Here is a 15,355-nt window from a genome sequence, read left to right as displayed (position 1 = left end):
CACCTCGAGGGTACCCGCTGGACTACACGTCCAGGGTGCAGTCGCCCGCGGCCGCCGAGATGCAGGTCTGCACCTTGTCGCCTTCGCGGCGCTCCTCACCGTTGCGCAGGTCGCGCGCGTGGCCGGAACTCAACGTGACCACGCAGGTCTGGCAGATGCCCATCCGGCAGCCGAACGGCATCTGCACGCCGGCGGACTCACCGGCCTCGAGCAGGCTGGTCGCGCCGTCGGCCTCGACCGTGCGACCGGTTTTACCGAAGGTGACCGTGCCGCCCGCACCGACCGACGAGCGCTCGATCTCGAAGCGCTCCACATGCAGCCGTTCCGGCAGGCCCGCCGCACGCCAGTGGTTCTCGAGCTCGTCGAGCATCCCGGCGGGGCCGCACGCCCAGGTCTGGCGTTCGCGCCAATCCGGGAACTCGGTGTCGAGGTCGGCGAGCGCGAACTTGCCCTTCTCGGCGGTGAGATGCAGACGGGTGTCGAAGCTCGGGTTGCGCTCGTGCAGCGCGCGCAGCTCCGCACCGAACATCACGTCGTCGGCGGTCCGGGCCGAGTGCAGATGCGCCACGTCGGTGAACAGCTCACGACGGTCCATCGCACGCAGCATGGACATCACCGGGGTGATGCCGCTGCCCGCGGTGAGGAACAACACTTTCTCCGGCGGCGGGTACGGCAACACGAATCCGCCCTGCGGGGCGGCGAGCCGGACGACGGTGCCGACCGGCACCCCACTGACCAGATGGCTGGACAGGAAGCCCTCCGGCATCGCCTTCACGGCGATGGAGATCAACCGCTTACCGGCGTGGCCCGGCACCGACCAATCCGGCGGACAGGTCAGCGAATACGAACGCCAATGCCAGCGTCCGTCGACCAAGAGGCCGATGCCGATGTATTGACCGGGCTGATATTTGAAGTCGAAGCCCCATCCGGGCTGAATCACCAGCGTCGCGGCGTCGGCGGTTTCCTTGCGCACCTCCACGATGCGCCCACGCAGTTCGCGCGCCGACCACAGCGGGTTGGCCAGGTGCAGGTAGTCGTCGGGCAGCAACGGCGTGGTCACCCGCGCCACTGCCCCGCGCAGCACGTTCAGTTTGCCGCCACGCTCGGCGACGCTCGCGGCGGGCGCCTCCAGCCACGCGCGGACGCTTCGCACGGAGAAGCTCCCAATTTTCGAACCCATCGCTGCCGTTGATCTCCCTGTCGTCCGGATGCGCAGGCCGCCGTCTCGCCGATCGGATGCCTCGCCAGCAAGGTTACGGCATCGTAGGTTATCGCGATGGGTGAGCCCGAGTACGCGGCCGCGAGTCAGAGCAGTTCGAGCAGGAACGGCAGCTCCTGCGCGGCGTACCAGGCCAACTGATGGTCCTCGGCGTCCCCGAGGACGAACTCCGCGTCGGTGTCGCCGAGATCGGCCGCGTCCACCACGTCGACGGCCTTGGCCACCTGCGGTTCGGCGTCGGCCAGATCGACGTGCACCGAGGCGATCTGCTGGTAGCCGATCGGACCGGCCAGCCGGACCACCGCGTCGTCGAGGTCGGGCCGCAGTTTCGCGCCGGTCACGTCGGCGGCGATCACCGCGCGCCGGTAGACGGGACTGCCGCCCGCGACCGGCGCGGCCTCGTCGTCGGACTCCTCCGACGATCCGATCGCCTCGCGTTCGGCGGCGAGCAGCCGCAGCGAGGCGCGGGCGGCCTCGTTCATGGCGACTTCGCCGAGCTCCTCGTCGTCGCCGGAGGCGTAGGCCTCGCGCAGCGCGGGCGTCACCGCGAACGCGGTCCCGCCGACGGCGGACAGTTCCCGGTTGTCGACCAGCTCGCGCAGCATCGGCACCGTAGCTGGGATGTAGACCCGCAGCTTGTTCTGATCAGACGCAGGCACCGAGCATCTCCTCCATGGAATCGCGCACCGCCGTGGCGAGCACGCCGATGTCGGCCATCGCGTCGCGGTCGGCGTTGAGACCGTAGAACACCCGTCCGTCGTAGGACGTGATCCCGATGCTCGATGCCTGATTGCGCAGCAGTGGCGACACCGGGTACATCTCCAGCATCCGCGCGCCGCCGATGTACATCGGCGCCTGCGGACCCGGCGCGTTGGTGATCACCAGATTGAACGTGTGTTCTGCGAACGTACTCGCCGCGCGCACGCTCATCGCATGCAGGCTGGCCGGAGCGAAACCGGCCAGATGCACGAGGGTGCGCGCGCGGACGCCGCGCCGCTGCCGACCGTTGAGCTCGGTCGCGTGCGCGATGTGCGACAGCCGCATCACCGGATTCGGTTCGCCGACCGGCAGATCGATCAGGAACGACGACACCTCGCTCGCCGATTGCGCCTGGTCGCCATCGGCTCCCTCGACATACACCGACATCGGCACCACCGCCCGCAGCGCGGTCGACTCGGTGAGCGCTTCCCCGCGCGAGAGCAGCCAGTTGCGCAGCGCTCCGGTGACCACGGCGAGGATCGCGTCGTTGATCGAGCAGCTGAAACGCCTGCGGATCGTGCGGTAGTCCGCCAGGTCGGTGCGCACCACGTCGAAGCGCCGGTTACGCGAGGTACGGGCGTTCAACGGGCTGGCGGGCGCGCCGGTCGCCGCGGTGCGCACCGCGGCGACCACCGACTCGACCGCCTTGCCCGCCGTCCCGAGCACCGCGAAGGCCCCCGCGCTCGCGTCGCGGGCCACTTCCAGCGCCTTGCGCGGTTGCGCGGCGAGATCGGCCAGCGCGCCCACCAGCAGCTCGACCTCGCCGGGTTCGCGCGGCGCGATCCAATCGTCACCGGCCAGTTCGCGGGGCGCGGGCCCCGCGTCGAGGATCACGTGACCGATCTCCAGCGCGGTGTCCCCGTCCACCAGGGCGGAATGCGTCTTGGTGAAGATCGCGCAGCGGCCGTCGGACAGCCGTTCGATCAGGTACATCTCCCACAGCGGCCGCGCCGGATCCAAGGGGTGGGAGGTGAGCCGGGCGACCAGCTCGTGCAGTTGTTCGTCGGTGCCGGGGCCGGGGAGCGCAGAGCGCCGGATGTGGTAGGTGATGTCGAACCTGCTGTCCTCGACCCAGACCGGCCGCCCGAGCGACAGCGGGATCTCCCGCACCTTGCGCCGGTACCTCGGCACCAGCGGAAGCCTGCTCTCGACCAGGTCGACCAGCCGGTCGTAGTCCAGAACCGCACGGCCCGCGCCGTCGGCCGGTTCGCTGTTCCGCAGGATCGCGAGAGAGCCGATATGGATCGGATTGCTACTCGACTCGAGCCGGTAGAAGGCCGTGTCCTGCGGCGTCAGTCTCGTGATCACGCTGCCCGGTACTCCTTTTGCCGATACCGTCCCCCGCTTCATTGTGCTGCCGCAGCGCCCGTTACCCCGGCTGTTGCGGCATTTCCGATGAATCTCCTACACCCTATTCCCGCACCCCTGGATTCGGTGGCACGCCGCCCACTCGCCCTCGGTGCCTCGATCCGATCACAGTTCGCACCGGGTCGCACGGTCGAAACTGCCCGTCGGTTGTCGCACACATGACGACGAAGTCGCGAACGATGCCGTTCACCTCCTCCACCGTGCCGCGCACACCGAGGTCGCATGAGAACCACATCACCCGCCCACATCGGCCCACCGGTTTCGAGCGCGGCGAGACCTAGCATGGGCAGCGAACACGAAGGGGGTGCGAACACGCAGCGCCGCAGGCGCTGCACATCGGACAGAGCATTACCATGAAACATGCAGCGGATTCCGCGCAACCGCGTGGGCCCGCACCGGCCCGGGGGCCGACGACACGATTTGACACACCGACCAGAGGACTGACGAGACCCGTGCCTGCGCTGACACTGACGAGGTTGCTACGGATTGGTGAGGGTCGCATGGTCAAGCGGCTCGCGCATTTCGCCGACCAGGTCCTCGCCCTCGAACCGGACTACGAAGACCTCAGCGACGCGGAGCTACGGGCGAAAACGGACGAGTTCCGCGAGCGCTACGCCGAGATGGCCGAGGAAGGCGAGACCGATCCGCTCGGCCAGCTGATGGCCGAGGCGTTCGCGGTCGCGCGTGAGGCGTCCTGGCGGGTGCTCAACCAGAAGCACTACAAGGTGCAGATCATGGGCGGCGCCGCGCTGCATACGGGCAATATCGCCGAGATGAAGACCGGTGAGGGCAAGACCCTCACCTCGGTGCTGCCCGCCTATCTCAACGCGATCAGCGGTGATGGTGTGCACGTTGTCACCACCAACGACTACCTGGCCAAGCGCGACTCCGAGTGGATGGGCCGCGTGCACCGCTTCCTCGGCCTCGAGGTGGGCGTGATCCTGTCCGGCATGAGCCCCGCGCAGCGGCGGGTGGCCTACGGCGCCGACATCACCTACGGCACGAACAACGAGTTCGGCTTCGACTACTTGCGCGACAACATGACGCACTCGCTGGACGACCTGGTGCAGCGCGGGCACAACTTCGCCATCGTCGACGAGGTCGACTCCATCCTCATCGACGAGGCGCGCACCCCGCTGATCATCTCCGGTCCGGCCGACGCCTCCTCGAAGTGGTACGCCGAGTTCGCGCGCATCGCGCCGCTGCTGAAGAAGGACCTGCACTACGAGGTCGACATCAAGAAGCGCACGATCGGCGTGCACGAGGCGGGCGTCGAGTTCGTCGAGGACCAGCTCGGCATCGACAACCTCTACGAGGCCGCCAACTCGCCGCTGGTGAGCTACCTGAACAACGCCATCAAGGCCAAGGAGCTCTACACCCGCGACAAGGACTACATCGTCCGCGACGGCGAGGTGATCATCGTCGACGAGTTCACCGGCCGCATCCTGGTCGGGCGCCGCTACAACGAGGGCATGCACCAGGCGATCGAGGCCAAGGAAGGGGTGGAGATCCAGCCGGAGAACCAGACCCTGGCCACGATCACGCTGCAGAACTACTTCCGCCTCTACGACAAGCTCTCCGGCATGACCGGCACGGCCGAGACCGAGGCCGCCGAGCTGCATCAGATCTACAACCTCGGCGTGGTCCCCATCCCGACCAACAAGCCGATGGTCCGCGCCGACCAGTCCGACCTGATCTACAAGACGGAGGAGGCCAAGTTCTCCGCCGTGGTCGACGACGTCACCGAGCGGCACGAGAACGGCCAGCCGGTGCTGATCGGCACCACCAGTGTCGAGCGCTCGGAGTACCTGTCCAAGCAGTTCACCAAGCGCGGCATCCCGCACAACGTACTGAACGCGAAGTTCCACGAGAAGGAAGCCGAGATCATCGCCGAGGCCGGCAGGCCGGGCGCGGTGACCGTCGCGACGAACATGGCAGGCCGTGGTACCGACATCGTGCTCGGCGGCAACCCGGACATCATCGCCGACATCCTGCTGCGCAAGCAGGGCTTCGACCCGGTCGAGACGCCGGAGGAGTACGAGCGCGCCTGGCTGCCCACTCTGGACCAGGTCAAGGCCCAGACCGCCGAGGACGCCGACGCGGTGCGCGACGCGGGCGGGCTCTACGTGCTCGGCACCGAGCGGCACGAGTCACGCCGCATCGACAACCAGCTGCGCGGCCGCTCCGGTCGTCAGGGCGACCCGGGCGAGTCCCGCTTCTACCTGTCGCTGGGCGACGAGCTGATGCGCCGGTTCAACGGCGCCGCGCTGGAAGCGATCATGACGCGGCTGAACCTGCCCGACGACGTGCCGATCGAGGCGAAGATGGTGTCCAAGGCCATCAAGAGCGCGCAGACGCAGGTCGAGCAGCAGAACTTCGAGATCCGCAAGAACGTCCTCAAGTACGACGAGGTGATGAACCAGCAGCGCACCATCATCTACGGCGAGCGCAACCGGATCCTGCGCGGCGAGGACATGGAGGGCCAGGTCCAGAGCATGATCACCGACGTGATCACCGCCTACGTGGACGGCGCCACCGCCGATGGCTACGTCGAGGACTGGGATCTGGACAAACTGTGGACGGCGCTGAAGACGCTGTACCCGGTGAGCCTGGACTACCGGGACCTGACCGGCGAGACCGAGGTCGGCGAGGCGGGCGAGCTGACCCGCGAGGAGCTGCTCGAAGCGCTGCTGGACGACGCGCACGACGCGTACGAGCGCCGCGAGGCCGAGATCGACGGCCTGGCAGGCGAGGGCAGCATGCGCAACCTGGAACGGCAGGTGCTGCTGTCGGTGCTCGACCGCAAGTGGCGCGAGCACCTCTACGAGATGGACTACCTCAAGGAGGGCATCGGGCTGCGCGCGATGGCGCAGCGCGACCCGCTGGTGGAGTACCAGCGCGAGGGCTTCGACATGTTCACCGCGATGCTCGACGGCCTCAAGGAGGAGTCGGTCGGCTTCCTGTTCAACCTGCAGGTCGAGGTGCAGCAGCCGCAGCCGGAAGGCGTCGCCGTCGGCCCGGGCCTGCGTTCGCCGGTCGGAGCGCCGCCCGCCCCGCCCGCCTTGCCCACCGAGGAGGCTCGGGTCGCCAACGGGCACGCCGCGCCCGCGGCCCTGCGGGCCCGGGGCATCGATGAGACCGCCCAGCGCGGTTTCAGCTACTCCGGCCCCGACGAGGGTGGCCGGGCCGCGGTGCACAGCGACGCCGAGGAATACGGCGCGGACGGTTCCCCGCAGCCCACCCGCCGTGAGCGCCGCGAGGCGGCTCGCGCGGACGCGAAGGGCCGACGCGGCCCGAAGTCCCGCCGCCGCCACTGAACCGCTGAAAACCGAAGGCGCCCGAGGTCTCCTCGGGCGCCTTCGCCGTGTCGTGGGGTCCGTACGGATCGGACGGTTTCGGCAGCACCGACCGGGCGCGACCGCACGGACGGCTGGTCCGCCGGTGCATCACGACACGCGAGTGGGAAGCCGAACGCGCCGCAACAGCCGGGCGCGTCGGCGTATCTTCCTGGCGTGGACCGCGCAGCTGTCGAAGCATGGGTTGCCGGATATGAGCGAGCCTGGCGGTCGGCGGGCACAGAACAACTCGCCGACCTGTTCGCCGCGGACGCCGGATACCTCGTCTCGCCGTGGGCGCAGCCGCTGACCGGTCTCGACGCGCTCGCCGACTTCTGGGAAGGCGGCCGAGACGGGCCCGACGAGCAGTTCGTCCTGCGATCGAGCATCGTCGCGGTGGACGGGGACACCGCGGTGGTCCGGGTGGAGGTGGAATACGCGCGGGACACCCCCGCGCGATGGCGAGACCTGTGGATCCTGCGCTTCGACCAGGGTGGCCGCTGTGTGTGGTTCGAAGAGTGGCCGTTCGCGCCCGGACAGCCGGACGGGCACTGACCCGCTTACCAGGGGTCGTTGGAGGTCAGGGCGACGAGCAGGAGGCGGATGGCGGCCACCCGGCGTTCCTTGCCGGGAAGCTCGTCCAGCGCGCATTCCGGGTCGGCGGGCGGGCCGAGATGGGTGCAGCCGCGCGGGCAGTCCTCGATGGCTCCGGCGAGATCGGTGAAGGCGGCGATCACGTCGTCCGGGGTGATGTGGGCCAGACCGAACGATCGCACCCCGGGTGTGTCGATGACCCAGCCGCCATCCGGCAACGGGAGCGCGACCGACTGGGTGGATGTGTGCTTGCCCTTGCCCACCCCCGACACCACGCCCACGGCCCGTTCCGCATCCGGCACAAGGCGATTGACCAGCGTGGACTTGCCGACGCCGGAGTGGCCGATCAGCGCGGTGAGGTGGTCGGTGAGCAGTTCCAGGACCGGCTCGAGCGGATCGTCGATGCCGCCGTAGACGATGGTGAGATCGAGATCGTCGAAGGCGGCGGCGAATTCGGAATCGGCGGCCAGATCGTGCTTGGTCAGGCACAGAACCGGTTGTAGCCCACCGGCGTACGCGGCGACCATCGCCCGTTCCACGAAACCGGTGCGAGGGGGCGGGTCGGCGAGCGCGACCACGATGAACAGCCGCTCCGCGTTGCCGACCACGAGTCGCTCGTACGGATCGGTGTCGTCGGCGGTGCGGCGCAACACCGTTCGCCGGTCGGCGACCCGGACGATGCGGGCGAGGCTGTCCGGTCGCCCGGACAGATCTCCGACCACGTCCACCTGGTCGCCGACCACGATCGGGGTGCGACCCAGTTCCCGGGCCCGCATCGCGACGATGCGGCGCTCCGGATCGCCGCCGAGGACACACCCCCAGCGCCCCCGGTCGACCGAGACCACCATGGCCGGCTCGGCGTCGTTGTGCTGCGGCCGGGTCTTGGTGCGGGGACGGGAACTCCGCCCTGGACGAACCCGGACATCGGATTCGTCGTAGCTGGCCGCGGAGCGCCGTCCCCCGCTCAGTGCGCCGCTCCTTCGTCGGATAGCGCGGGTTCGAGCATGCGTTCCCAGAGGGCGACGAAGTTCGGCAGCGTCTTGGCCGTGGTGCCGATGTCCTCGATCTCGATGCCGGGCACCCGGAGGCCGAGAATGGCGCCCGCCGTGGCCATCCGGTGATCGGCGTAGGAGTGCCACTTGCCGCCGTGCAGGTCGGCGGGCACGATCTCCAGCCCGTCCTCGGTCTCGGTCACCTTGCCGCCGAGGCGGTTGATCTCGGTGGACAGCGCTGCCAGGCGGTCGGTTTCGTGCCCGCGCAGATGGGAGATCCCGCGCAGCACGGACGGGGAATCGGCCAGCGCGGCCAGCGCGGCGACGGTGGGCGTCAGCTCGCCCACATCGTGCAGGTCGATGTCGATGCCCGCCAGCCGGTCGGGGCCGTGCACGGTGAGCACGCCGTCGAAGATCCGCGCTTCGGCGCCCATCCGCACGAGGATCTCGCGGATCACGTCACCCGGCTGGGTGGTCAGCCGCGGCCAGTGCGGGATGCTGACCGTCCCACCCGTGACCGCGGCCGCGGCCAGGAACGGGGTGGCGTTGGACAGGTCCGGCTCGACCTCCCAGTCCACCGCGCGGATCGGTCCCGGTTCCACGGTCCAGGTCTGCGCCTTGAAGCTGTCCGCGGGCGCCTGCACCCGCACGTCGGCGCGGCGCAGCATCTCCACCGTCATCTCGATGTGCGGCATCGACGGCAGCGGCTTGCCGTCGTGGTGCACCACCAGGCCTTCGTCGAAGCGCGCGGCCGACAGCAGCAGGCCGGAGACGAACTGCGACGATCCGGACGCGTCGATCGTCACCGTGCCGCCGCGCAGCGCGCCCTTGCCGTGCACCGTGAACGGCAGCGTGTCGCCGTCGACATCGGCGCCGAGCGCGCGCAGCGCGTCCAGGATGGTGCGCAGCGGACGGATCCTGGCCTGTTCGTCACCGTCGAAGGCGACATCGCCCGACGCCAGCGCGGCGACCGGCGGCAGGAAGCGCATCACCGTGCCCGCGAGCCCGCAGTCGACCGTGCCGCCCCCCAGGGGCGCCGGGGTCACGGTCACCGTGTCGCCCGCACCCTCGATGTCCGCGCCGAGCGCGCGCAGCGCGGTGATCATCAGGTTGGTGTCACGGCTGCGCAGCGCGCCGGTGATCGTGGAGGGGCCGTCTGCCAGGGCGGCCAGGATGAGCGCCCGGTTGGTGATCGATTTCGATCCGGGCAGGGTCACGGTCGCGTGTACGGGGACCTCGACATGGGGCGCTGGCCAGAAGTTCACTCATCCATCATCACACGGTGTTGTTTTCCAGCGCCTGCGGCGCTGGGTGTTCGCGGCCCCTTTGTGGCTGTGTTGGTTTTCCAGCGCCTGCGGCGCGAACGGAACATGCTCGGTCTCGCTTCGCTCGAAACCGGGAGTCGGGGTTTGCTGGGCGCGTCGGTATAGGAACTTCCTTACTGGTGCTGGTTGCTGGTTGCTGGTTGTCGGCTCGGCTGTCACTCGCCTCTACATGGCGGCCACTCGGGCGCGAGTGAGGCCGCGGACGGCGCATGCTCGGGTCGCTTTGCGCTCCGACCGGGTGTTCATCCAAAGTTGTTGTGCGAGAAGGGATTCTCGAGGTCGGGATGTGGCTGGTGTGGCGGTGCTGACCGAGTGCCGCGGTTGCGCGGTTCCCGGGGCCGCGGACGTTACCCGACCGACTTTTTCATAACGCTCGCCGTCGCGGTCAGCGGTGCGCAGGGGGCTCTCCGGGGAACTGCTCCGGCGCCACCTATGCCACCTATGGCACGGGCCTGGTACTCGACGACGTCGAGTACCAGGCCCCGGCCCCGGCTGTCGGATTCTTACTTGTGCCGCCCGTGCAGGAACGGAACGAGCTTGCGCAGCAGCTTCATCGTGGAGTCGGTGCGGCTGTAGCTCAGCAGCGCCATTCCGGGAACGGTGAAGCGCTGCACCGCGATCGAGTGCGGGCGGGTGAACTCGCGCAGACCCGGCTCGCCGTGGATGCGGCCGATGCCGGAATCGCCGACGCCGCCGAAGGGCAGGCCGGGGATTGCGGCGAAGGCGAGCACAGAGTTCACCGAGGTGGCGCCCACGCGCAGCCTGCGCGCGATGTCCAGGCCGTTCTTCTTCGAGTAGACCGCCGAGGACAGGCCGTACTTGGAGTTGTTGGCCAGCTCGACCGCCTCGTCCACGCCGTCGACTGTGCGAATGGTGATGGTCGGGCCGAAGGTCTCCTCGGCCACCGCCTCGGAGTTCTCGTCCACGTCGACCAGCACGACGGGTTCGATGAACGGCGCCTTGACCGACTCGGGCCCGCCGAGCACCGCGGTACCGCCGTTCTTCAACGCGTCCTCGATGTGGCGGCGCACGATGTCGATCTGGCTCGGCATGGTCATCGGGCCATAGGCGGCCTTGTCGTCCGAGCCGGGCTTGATGTCGGTGAGGATGCGCTTGACCTCGGCGACGAACTCCTCGCGCACCGAGCGGTCGACGTAGACCCGCTCGACGCCCGCGCAGGTCTGGCCGCTGTTGGCGGTGGCGCCCCAGGCAACCGCGTCCGCAGCGGCCTTGATGTCGGCGTCGGCGGCGACGATCACCGCGTCCTTGCCGCCGCACTCCAGCAGCACCGGGGTGAGCCGCTCCGCGGCGGCGGCCATGATCCGCTTGCCGGTGGCGGTGGAGCCGGTGAACGCGATCTTGTCGACCTCCGAGCGGACCAGCGCCGCGCCCGTCGCGCCGTAACCGTTGATCGTGATGAAGACGCCCTCGGGCAGTTCGGGGTTGGCCGCGGCGAACGCGTCGGCGAGGAAGTTGCCGATGCCGGTGGAGTACTCGCTCGGCTTGAACACGACGGTGTTACCCGCGGCCAGCGCGTAGGCGATGGAACCGTTCGGCGTGTAGACCGGGTAGTTCCACGGGCCGATCACGCCGACCACGCCGAGCGGGCGCTGTTCGAGCCGGGCGCTGAAGTTCGACATCAGCGCGCCGGGGGAGACCTTCTTGGGCCCGAGCACCTTCTTGGCGTTCTTGGCCGCCCAGGCGATGTGCTCGAGCGCGAGCATCAGCTCCAGGAAGGCGTCGTCGAGCGGCTTGCCGTTCTCGGCGTGGATCAGCTCACAAAACTTCTCCGAGTCCTGCACCAGCTTGCTCGACCAGCGCAGCAGATGCGTGCGCCGTTCGTCGAAACTCAGCGCGCCCCAGGTGGCGGCCGCTGCGCGAGCCTTGGCCACCGCGGCGGCCACCGCGGCGTCGTCGGCGATGACGTGCGTGCCGATCACCTCGCCTGTCGCCGGATTGACCGACGTCAGTGCCGTGTCGCGATCGGCCGGTTTGGTGTCGGTGGATGTCACAGGGGGTCTCCTCTTGCCGTCTCCGGTGGACGGTCGATGCGCGTGTCCGAGTGGACGGGCGGCCCGTCCTTCCGATGAGAGAATGCTATGTCACAACTCTCAACTGGTCACCAGCTATGCACCAATTGTCCCCGACTCTGTCGGTGGCGAGTGGGACTATCGGGATATGTGCGGACGATATGCGACCACGACCAACCCCGGCAGGCTCGCGGTCGAGTTGGATGCGATCGACGAGACCGACTCCGCGGACCAGAACTCTTTCACCAACTACAACGTCGCTCCGACCACGCAGGTTCTCACCGTGGTCGAGCGGCACGATCAGGGCGGCAAGGACGACGACCCGAAGCGGCGGATCCGGCGGATGCGCTGGGGGCTGATCCCGGTGTGGACCAAGGCCGCCGAGCCCGGTGTCCCGGTCAAGGGCAAGCCGCTGTTCAACGCCCGCGCGGACAAGGCCGCCACCACGCCCTCCTTCCGCGACGCGGTGAAGTACCGGCGTTGCCTGGTACCGATGGACGGCTGGTACGAGTGGGTCGTCGAGCCGAACGGCGAGAAGGGTGCGAAAGGGAAGGTCGCCAAGCATCCGTACTACATGGCCCACGCGGACGGTTCCCGCCTCTACATGGCCGGTCTGTGGTCGGTTTGGCGGGACCGGTCCCTGCCGGAGAGCGAGCCGCTGCTGTCGTGCACCATCCTGACCACCGACGCGGTCGGCGACCTGACCCGCATCCACGACCGGATGCCGCTGCCCATGCCGCAGGAGCACTGGGACGCATGGCTGGACCCGGATCACCCGGCGCCCGCGAGCCTGCTGGAGACGCCGTCTGAGGAAGTGGTCGCCGACATCGTGCCCCGCCCGGTGCCCGCGCTGGTCAACAGCGTGCGGAACAACGGACCGGAACTGCTTGCTCGCGTGTCGGATCAGAAGGACGCCGAGCAGATCAGTCTGTTGTGATCGCTCGCTGTCACACCGTCGTAGCCGCGTCGGCCGGACCGCCGCTTTCGACCACGACGTCGAGCGTGTTCGCGCCGTCATACCGCTGCGTAGCCGAGGCGGTAGCTGCCACGAGCCATCCACCGATACTCCGCGAACAGAGGGTGCCGGTGTGACCGCCATGCGCGACCACACCAGCTCAACTCCCGGTTTCGAGCGAAGCGAGACCTAGCCTGTGCCGCGAACACGCCGCGACGCAGTCGTGGCCGAAGTTACAGCGAGCACTTCACGCTGGGTGAGGCGATATTGAGCCCGCACTTGATGATTCCAGCGACCAGGTCGATCAGCTTGGTGGTGACGTTCCCGCTCAGTTTCTCGGCCTTTCCGGCCTTGTCATCACTCTTCGATCCCTGACCGTCGAAGTCGAACACGGAATCGCTGACCTGCGTGCCCGGCGAGGCGGCGGCCTCGGGCGCTAGGAGCGTTACCGGACCGAGAGCCAAGACGAGCACTCCGGACAACGCGACGATCACGGCGCGCACACGCTGGTGCGTAGACATTCGCATCACATCCTCACGAGTCGGGTCGATCTGGCCAGTTCAGTAACGCACAGATCGCGCCGATGGTGGACGAATTACGCGGATGTCACGGACGCGGTCACCGCGGCGGTCAACCGGATCAGGTCGGCGGGCGCGAGTTCGATCTCCAGTCCGCGCCGTCCGGCGCTGCACAGCATCCGGTCCCAGCGCAACGCCGAGTCATCGATCACGGTGGGCAGCGGCTTGCGCTGACCGAGCGGTGAGATACCGCCGAGCACGTACCCGGTGGTCTTCTCCGCCCGCGTCTTGTCCGCCATGCTCGCCTTCGGCGCGCCGAGCGCCGCGGCCGCGGCTTTGAGCGACAGGGTGGTGGGCACCGGAAGCACGGCCACCGCGAGTGAGCCGGTGGCGAGTTCGATGACCAAGGTCTTGAAGATCTGCTCGGCCGCGACGCCGAGTTCGGCGCCCAGCGCGTCCACCGCCTCGGTGCCGTAGGAGTCGGCGCGCGGATCGTGCTTGTAGGCGTGCACGCGATGGGACACCTTCGCCTGGGTCAACGCGCGGATCGCCGGAGTCGAGCCTGCTGCCATGGCCAAACCTTAACGGCGGCCGTGGCCCGGCCGGCAACGGGATTTCCTGCGCGTTCGCCGCGAGCGGGAGGGACACGGGAACACCGGACGGGTCGCGCATGTTGTAGCCGGTACACCGCGCTCGGACTGATTTCCAGCGCATGAGCAGGCCCTATGGATACGTGAAGGAGATGCCTGTGCCCGTGCTGCTCGATGACCGCCCGGTATGGACCGAGGTGTCCCCGGCGGACGGCGGATTCTCCTTCGATATGCCGATGCCGGTAGATTTGGCAGGTACGGCGATCGAAGGGACAGGTGTGACGAGCGACGATGACGTGGCGGCCGACGATGTCGGCGCCGTCGACGATGCCGAGCTGGCACAGCGGTTCGAACGGGACGCGCTCCCGTTGCTCGACCAGCTCTACGGCGCCGCACTGCGCATGACCAGGAATCCGGCGGATGCCGAGGACCTGGTCCAGGAGACCTACGTCAAGGCCTACCAGGGCTTCAAATCGTTCCGGGAGGGCACCAACCTGCGTGCCTGGCTGTACCGGATCCTGACCAATACCTACATCAACTCCTATCGCAAGAAGCAGCGCCAGCCCGCGCAATATCCGACCGACGAGATCACCGACTGGCAGCTGGCCGCGACCGCCGAGCACACCTCGCAGGGTCTGCGCTCGGCCGAGGTCGAGGCGCTGGACGCGTTACCGGACGACGACATCAAGGCCGCGTTGCAGGAACTGCCCGAGGAGTTCCGCATGGCGGTGTACTACGCCGATGTCGAGGGGTTCCCGTACAAGGAGATCGCCGACATCATGGGCACGCCCATCGGTACGGTGATGTCCCGGCTGCATCGCGGCCGCAAGCAACTGAAGGGTTTGCTCGCCGATGTCGCGCGCGAGCGCGGTTTCAACCGTTCGGGGGAACGCCAGGAGGTCAAGCAGTGAGTACCGAACGGGACCCCGACCTGGAGCTCGACTGCACGGCGGTGCTGGCCGACGTGTGGCTGATGCTGGACGGGGAGTGCGACGAGGCGACCAGGGCGCGGTTGCAGCACCACATGGAGCACTGCAGTCCGTGTATCGAGGCCTATGGCATCGAGGAGAAGGTCAAGAACCTGCTCAGCCGCAAATGCGGCGGTGATCGCGCGCCCGAGTCCTTGCGCGAGCGCCTGACCATCGAGATCCGCCGGACGTTCGTCGCCGGGGAGACCTCGGTCGAAACCTCGGAATAGCCGTTCGGTGAAACGCGAGCGGCACGCCTTCCCGCTGGAAGTGCGTGCCGCTTCGTGCTTTTCGAGCCGAGCGTCGCGCTCAGGCGTTGGGCCGCTTGCCGTGGTTGGCTGCGTTCCCCTTGCGGCTACGCTTCTTACGTCCGCGCTTACCCATGAGTAGTCTCCCTTCTGATTGAAGGCCATTCTTTCACGTGTGGTTGGCTGTACCGTCAGCGGATACAGGCCAACGAGTGAATGGGGTGCCATGGCTGAGGAAGTGCTCGCCGAGCTGGTGTCGGTCGTCTACCAGGTCGTCGCCAAGGAGGGTGACGAAGTCCGCGAGGGCGACACCCTGGTGATCCTCGAGTCGATGAAGATGGAGATTCCGGTGGTCGCGGAGTCCAGCGGCACGGTGACTTCGATCGGCGTCAAGGAGGGCGACGCGATCAAGGCGGGCCACCTGATCGCGGTCATCTCCTGATCGATTGCGGCG

Annotated in this window: 15 protein-coding genes; 6 read left to right on the top strand and 9 right to left on the bottom strand. The window is 68.3% G+C overall.

The genetic code is table 11. The features are described 5' to 3' along the window. Positions 1 to 22: 22 nt before the first annotated feature. The 3 genes from NA8_RS27660 to NA8_RS27650 all read right to left on the bottom strand — a co-directional run bounded on the left by NA8_RS27660 (position 23) and on the right by NA8_RS27650 (position 3,286). Complete coding sequence (locus tag NA8_RS27660) at positions 23 to 1,180, bottom strand: ferredoxin reductase (protein ID WP_063053275.1); 1,158 nt, start codon at positions 1,178 to 1,180, stop codon at positions 23 to 25. A gap of 125 nt (positions 1,181 to 1,305) precedes the next feature. After that, positions 1,306 to 1,854: a DUF6912 family protein gene (locus NA8_RS27655; protein ID WP_062973899.1), complete on the bottom strand. Its 549-nt coding sequence runs from the start codon at positions 1,852 to 1,854 to the stop codon at positions 1,306 to 1,308. Positions 1,855 to 1,864: 10 nt separating this feature from the next. Beyond that, positions 1,865 to 3,286, bottom strand: a complete 1,422-nt coding sequence (locus tag NA8_RS27650; RefSeq protein ID WP_174550144.1) for a WS/DGAT/MGAT family O-acyltransferase — start codon at positions 3,284 to 3,286, stop codon at positions 1,865 to 1,867. Between the two features lie 512 nt (positions 3,287 to 3,798). Between NA8_RS27650 and secA the strand changes: the two genes are divergently transcribed. Then, positions 3,799 to 6,663 (top strand): preprotein translocase subunit SecA, encoded by a 2,865-nt coding sequence (gene secA / locus NA8_RS27645; protein WP_063053273.1) that lies wholly within the window; start codon positions 3,799 to 3,801, stop codon positions 6,661 to 6,663. Positions 6,664 to 6,858: 195 nt separating this feature from the next. Then, positions 6,859 to 7,236, top strand: a complete 378-nt coding sequence (locus NA8_RS27640) for a YybH family protein (protein ID WP_063053272.1) — start codon at positions 6,859 to 6,861, stop codon at positions 7,234 to 7,236. A gap of 5 nt (positions 7,237 to 7,241) precedes the next feature. Here NA8_RS27640 and rsgA read toward each other — a convergent pair whose 3' ends face one another. The 3 genes from rsgA to NA8_RS27625 form a co-directional block, all read right to left on the bottom strand. Further along, entirely contained in the window at positions 7,242 to 8,123 is an 882-nt protein-coding gene (gene rsgA / locus NA8_RS27635; RefSeq protein WP_062973782.1) for a ribosome small subunit-dependent GTPase A, read from the bottom strand. A 116-nt stretch (positions 8,124 to 8,239) separates the two neighbouring features. Further along, positions 8,240 to 9,532 (bottom strand): 3-phosphoshikimate 1-carboxyvinyltransferase, encoded by a 1,293-nt coding sequence (aroA, locus tag NA8_RS27630; protein ID WP_063053271.1) that lies wholly within the window; start codon positions 9,530 to 9,532, stop codon positions 8,240 to 8,242. 563 nt (positions 9,533 to 10,095) lie between these two features. Continuing rightward, entirely contained in the window at positions 10,096 to 11,604 is a 1,509-nt protein-coding gene (locus NA8_RS27625) for an aldehyde dehydrogenase family protein (protein WP_084467129.1), read from the bottom strand. 166 nt (positions 11,605 to 11,770) lie between these two features. On the opposite strand from NA8_RS27625, the gene NA8_RS27620 reads away from it, so the two are divergent. Further along, positions 11,771 to 12,559, top strand: a complete 789-nt coding sequence (locus tag NA8_RS27620; protein ID WP_063053270.1) for an SOS response-associated peptidase — start codon at positions 11,771 to 11,773, stop codon at positions 12,557 to 12,559. Positions 12,560 to 12,810: 251 nt separating this feature from the next. Here the strand turns inward: NA8_RS27620 and NA8_RS27615 are convergent, their stop codons facing one another. Next, complete coding sequence (locus NA8_RS27615) at positions 12,811 to 13,098, bottom strand: hypothetical protein (RefSeq protein WP_063053269.1); 288 nt, start codon at positions 13,096 to 13,098, stop codon at positions 12,811 to 12,813. 74 nt (positions 13,099 to 13,172) lie between these two features. Further along, a complete protein-coding gene (gene ybaK, locus NA8_RS27610; RefSeq protein ID WP_063053268.1) occupies positions 13,173 to 13,667 on the bottom strand; it encodes a Cys-tRNA(Pro) deacylase in 495 nt (164 codons plus the stop codon). Positions 13,668 to 13,837: 170 nt separating this feature from the next. Between ybaK and NA8_RS27605 the strand changes: the two genes are divergently transcribed. Continuing rightward, complete coding sequence (locus NA8_RS27605; protein WP_245664031.1) at positions 13,838 to 14,596, top strand: sigma-70 family RNA polymerase sigma factor; 759 nt, start codon at positions 13,838 to 13,840, stop codon at positions 14,594 to 14,596. Beyond that, on the top strand, positions 14,593 to 14,883 hold the full coding sequence (gene rsrA / locus NA8_RS27600) for a mycothiol system anti-sigma-R factor (protein WP_063053267.1): 291 nt from the start codon (positions 14,593 to 14,595) through the stop codon (positions 14,881 to 14,883). The genes NA8_RS27605 and rsrA overlap by 4 nt, the downstream gene beginning before the upstream one ends. A gap of 79 nt (positions 14,884 to 14,962) precedes the next feature. On the opposite strand, the gene NA8_RS35945 is transcribed toward rsrA, so the two are convergent. Continuing rightward, positions 14,963 to 15,037 carry a 50S ribosomal protein bL37 gene (locus tag NA8_RS35945; RefSeq protein WP_022597109.1) on the bottom strand — a complete coding sequence of 25 codons (75 nt, stop codon included), beginning with the start codon at positions 15,035 to 15,037 and terminating at the stop codon, positions 14,963 to 14,965. Positions 15,038 to 15,127: 90 nt separating this feature from the next. Here NA8_RS35945 and NA8_RS27595 point away from each other — a divergent pair, with 90 nt between their 5' ends. Continuing rightward, positions 15,128 to 15,343 (top strand): biotin/lipoyl-binding carrier protein, encoded by a 216-nt coding sequence (locus tag NA8_RS27595; protein ID WP_040869187.1) that lies wholly within the window; start codon positions 15,128 to 15,130, stop codon positions 15,341 to 15,343. The last annotated feature ends 12 nt before the right edge of the window (positions 15,344 to 15,355 follow it).

The organism is Nocardia arthritidis NBRC 100137 (assembly GCF_001612765.1).
In the GTDB taxonomy this organism is placed as follows: Bacteria; Actinomycetota; Actinomycetes; order Mycobacteriales; family Mycobacteriaceae; genus Nocardia; species Nocardia arthritidis.
Note: the sequence above shows the minus strand (reverse complement) of the source record. Positions and strands in the feature narration are given on the sequence as shown.

Coding starts and splice junctions, on each gene's coding strand:
- NA8_RS27660 (WP_063053275.1), bottom strand. CDS start 1,180: ATGGGTTCGAAAATTGGGAGCTTCTCCGTGCGAAGCGTCCGCGCGTGG.
- rsgA (WP_062973782.1), bottom strand. CDS start 8,123: ATGGTGGTCTCGGTCGACCGGGGGCGCTGGGGGTGTGTCCTCGGCGGC.
- NA8_RS27620 (WP_063053270.1), top strand. CDS start 11,771: ATGTGCGGACGATATGCGACCACGACCAACCCCGGCAGGCTCGCGGTC.
- NA8_RS27615 (WP_063053269.1), bottom strand. CDS start 13,098: ATGTCTACGCACCAGCGTGTGCGCGCCGTGATCGTCGCGTTGTCCGGA.
- ybaK (WP_063053268.1), bottom strand. CDS start 13,667: ATGGCAGCAGGCTCGACTCCGGCGATCCGCGCGTTGACCCAGGCGAAG.
- NA8_RS27605 (WP_245664031.1), top strand. CDS start 13,838: ATGCCTGTGCCCGTGCTGCTCGATGACCGCCCGGTATGGACCGAGGTG.
- NA8_RS27595 (WP_040869187.1), top strand. CDS start 15,128: ATGGCTGAGGAAGTGCTCGCCGAGCTGGTGTCGGTCGTCTACCAGGTC.